At 67.0% G+C, this 3,250-nt stretch carries 3 protein-coding genes and 1 pseudogene; 2 read left to right on the top strand and 2 right to left on the bottom strand.

Going from position 1 to position 3,250, the window contains the following annotated elements; genetic code table 11:
- The first annotated feature begins 27 nt into the window (after positions 1-27).
- On the top strand, positions 28-513 hold the full coding sequence (locus WAN71_RS24940) for a MaoC/PaaZ C-terminal domain-containing protein (RefSeq protein WP_422227891.1): 486 nt from the start codon (positions 28-30) through the stop codon (positions 511-513).
- A gap of 12 nt (positions 514-525) precedes the next feature.
- The gene (locus WAN71_RS24935) at positions 526-1,866 is read left to right on the top strand and encodes a TetR/AcrR family transcriptional regulator (RefSeq protein ID WP_422227890.1); all 1,341 of its coding nucleotides are present in this window, start codon (positions 526-528) and stop codon (positions 1,864-1,866) included.
- Between the two features lie 12 nt (positions 1,867-1,878).
- On the opposite strand, the gene WAN71_RS24930 is transcribed toward WAN71_RS24935, so the two are convergent.
- A complete protein-coding gene (locus WAN71_RS24930; RefSeq protein WP_422227889.1) occupies positions 1,879-3,069 on the bottom strand; it encodes a CaiB/BaiF CoA transferase family protein in 1,191 nt (396 codons plus the stop codon).
- A gap of 71 nt (positions 3,070-3,140) precedes the next feature.
- A pseudogene (locus WAN71_RS24925) lies at positions 3,141-3,250 on the bottom strand (3-carboxyethylcatechol 2,3-dioxygenase); the annotation flags it as partial.

The raw sequence follows: 3,250 nt of genomic DNA, 5'->3' as shown, positions 1-3,250 counted from the left end.
GGCCACCTTCATCGAGACGGCTCCGCGATGAGCCCCGGCGAAGGCGCAGGGGCGCAGCTGACGGCGACCACCGCATTGAGCGTGGGCGTGCAAGCTTCGGCCCGTGAGTTCGGGCCACTGACCAGGCAGATGTTCGTCCGCTACGCCGGCGCGTCCGGCGACCTCAACCCCATGCATTACGACGATCAGCTCGCGCAGTCCGCGGGCTACCCTTCGGTGTTCGCACAAGGCATGTTCTCCGCGGCGCTGCTGGCCGGGTTCGCCACCGACTGGCTGAGCGCGGGCGGCGTGCGCCGCTTCGGTGTCCGCTTCCGCGAGCAGGTCTGGCCGGGCGACGTGTTGACCTGTTCGGGCATCATTACCGCGGTATCGGCGGAGTTCGACGCCGACCGGGTGAGCGTGGAGTTGACTGCCACCCGGCAGACAGGCGGGGTCGCGATCACCGGCACCGCGGAGTTCCTCGTCCCGCGAAACGCCGCTGGGCGCGACGCGGGTAGCCCGGATCGGCCATAGGCTGGAAAGACGATGTCCGAAGCCTCGATCGTCCGCAGGGCCAGCTACGGCCCGTCCAGTCCCGCCGTGGGCGCTCGCGGTGCCAGCACCCGGGGCCGGATCGCCGAGGTTTCGTTGGAGCTGTTCGGCCGGGTCGGGTACTTCGACACATCGGTCGACGCGATAGCCAAAGCAGCCGGGGTCTCCCGGGCCACCCTGTACCAGTACTTCAAGGGCAAGGACGAGATCTTCCTGGAGCTGCTCAACGAATGCGGCAGCGCGTTGTTTCGGGTGGCGCGGCGCATCGGTCCCCTCGGGGCGGACGAGGTGGGCTTCGACAATCTGAACTGGTGGCTGGGCGAGTGGAGCTGGGTATTCGACAAGTACTCCACGATGTTCGTGCAGTGGACGGCGATCGCCTCGTCGGACACCAAGGTGCGTCCCGAAATTACCCGGTTCGTGCGCAGTTACAACCACCGCGTCGCTGAGCGGCTCGCCGCCTCGGGCCTGAAGGGCCTGGACCCGGAGGTCGCGGCCATGACGATGACCGCGCTGGTGCACCGCATCAATCTGTTCGTGCACACCGACCGCGCCTACTGCCGTAGCGCCAAAGACGCCGTCGACACGCTGTCGGTATTCCTGCAGCTGATGTTGTTCCCCGACACCCCGCCATCGGTGTTGACGTCGTTGCGCCTGCACGCCAGCACCGACCCGGCGGCTGACGTGGACGCCCTCGAGGTGCCTCCGGCCCCGGACGTCGAGGGGCTTTCTATCAGCGAGCGCACCGCCAGCCTCAGTAAGCGCGCCGTCAATACCGTGAATGCTTTGGCCGAGGCCGGCGCCGCCCAGTTCCGTGCCCGCGGCTATCGCAGCACCAGTGTCGATGACATCGTCGAGGCGGCCAACGTGGCGCGGGGCACGTTCTACAAGTACTTCAGCGATAAGCAGGATCTGCTCGCCGCCGTGGCCGCCGAGATCTACGGGGCCGGAATGGCATTCGCCGAGCGGATCGCCCACGTCGATCCGGTGGCCAAGAAGTCGACGCTGCGGCAGTGGCTGGGCACCTACGTCGAGTTTTATGACCGTTATTCGGGTTGCATCGAGGCGTGGGCCGAGGGCGCCACCGACGATCCCACCATCGTGAGCATCGGGGAGAACGGTCAGGTGCAGATGGACATCGGTGCGGCCAGGATGCTGATTCGCGGACCGGGTCGGTATCCGTTCGACCCGGTGGTCGCGGCGCTGATCCTGCGTGCGCTCGTCACCCGGGTACCGCAGGCGGCTCTCGATCTGCCCGAACCGATTGACGACGACGATCTCATCGACGTGTTGATGACCTGTATCAATCGCGGCTTCTTCGGGCGCATGAAGTAGTCGGGTCGTGCGCTAAGCGGTCGTGACGCCGGCGGCGATGAGATCATCGATCGCTGGCGCCGAATATCCCAACTCGCACAATATCTTTCGGTTGTGCTCGCCCAGCGCGGGCACGTCGCCAATCACCGGATCGACGCCGGCCAGGCCGGCGGGCGGCGGCAGCGCGGCGGCCGGACCGCCGGGCGTCTGAATTTCGTGCCACCGATCCCGGCCGACGAGTACCGGATGCAGCCACAACTGGTCAACACCGTTCATGCGTGCGTGGGCCACGCCCGCGCTCTGCAGGCGCTCTTCGAGTTCCTCTGCGCTCAGCCGCGCCGCCACGGAGGTGATGATCGCCTCCAACTCGTCGCGGTGCGCTACTCGATGCGGGTTTGTCGCGAACCTCGGGTCGGCGACGAGATCCGTTCTGTCCAAGACGATCTCGCAGAGCCGTTGCCATTCGGCTGGGTTCTGCACCGCGAGCAACACCGTGCCTCCGTCGCCCGCGGTTACTGGGCCGTACGGGGCGATCGTCGGATGCCGCGCACCCGTGCGTGGCGGCGCCGTTCCGCCATACCGGCCGTAGTAGAGCGGTTGGGACATCCATTCGACCAAAGCGTCGAACAACGACACCGACACCGGCCGCACCGCACCGGTCGTGGCGCGGGTGTAAAGCGCGGTGAGGATTCCGGAGAAGGCGAACGTGCCGGCGGCGATATCGGCGATCGATACACCGGTGCGCGCCACCTCGGCTGGCGAACCGGTCACCGACAACAATCCAGCCTCGGCTTGTACCAGTAGGTCGTAAGCCTTGCGGTCACGCCAGGGGCCGTCCTGTCCGTATCCGCTGATGGTCGCCGTGATGGTCTGCGGGTGCGCGCGGGCCACCGATTCGGCGTCCAATCCCAGCCGAGCCGCGGCACCCGGCGCCAAATTCTGCACCAGCACGTCGGCGCCCTCCAGCAGACGCTGCACGATGAGTCTGCCCTCGGGTTGCTTGAAGTCCACCGTCAACGACTCCTTGCCACGGTTGAGCCAGACGAAGTAGCTCGACTCGCCGTGCACCGCGCGGTCGTAGCCGCGGGCGAAATCGCCGCCCTGCGGCCGCTCGACCTTCACCACCCGCGCGCCGAGGTCGGCGAGCTGGCGTGTGGCGTAGGGCGCCGCGACTGCGTGTTCGAGGCTCACTACGGTGATGCCAGCCAGTGGCGCATCGGTCAATTTGGGCTCACTCCTAGAATTAATGACCTCAATGTCAGATCAAAGTTGACGGCCGGTGTGGAACGACGTGATCACGCCGAGGCGGCGACGGCCATCCCGGTAATCCATTCCGGCACCGGCTCATAGACCAGAGGTGTGACCGCGCGCCCACCGCCCGCGGCGCCCGCGGCGAGCCAGGTCC

It is taken from the genome of Mycobacterium sp. (assembly GCF_049280035.1).
GTDB lineage: Bacteria > Actinomycetota > Actinomycetes > Mycobacteriales > Mycobacteriaceae > Mycobacterium.
Note: the sequence above shows the minus strand (reverse complement) of the source record. Positions and strands in the feature narration are given on the sequence as shown.

Excerpts from the sequence above, each read along its gene's own strand:
- WAN71_RS24940 (WP_422227891.1), top strand. The coding sequence starts at position 28 with ATGAGCCCCGGCGAAGGCGCAGGGGCGCAGCTGACGGCGACCACCGCA.
- WAN71_RS24935 (WP_422227890.1), top strand. The coding sequence starts at position 526 with ATGTCCGAAGCCTCGATCGTCCGCAGGGCCAGCTACGGCCCGTCCAGT.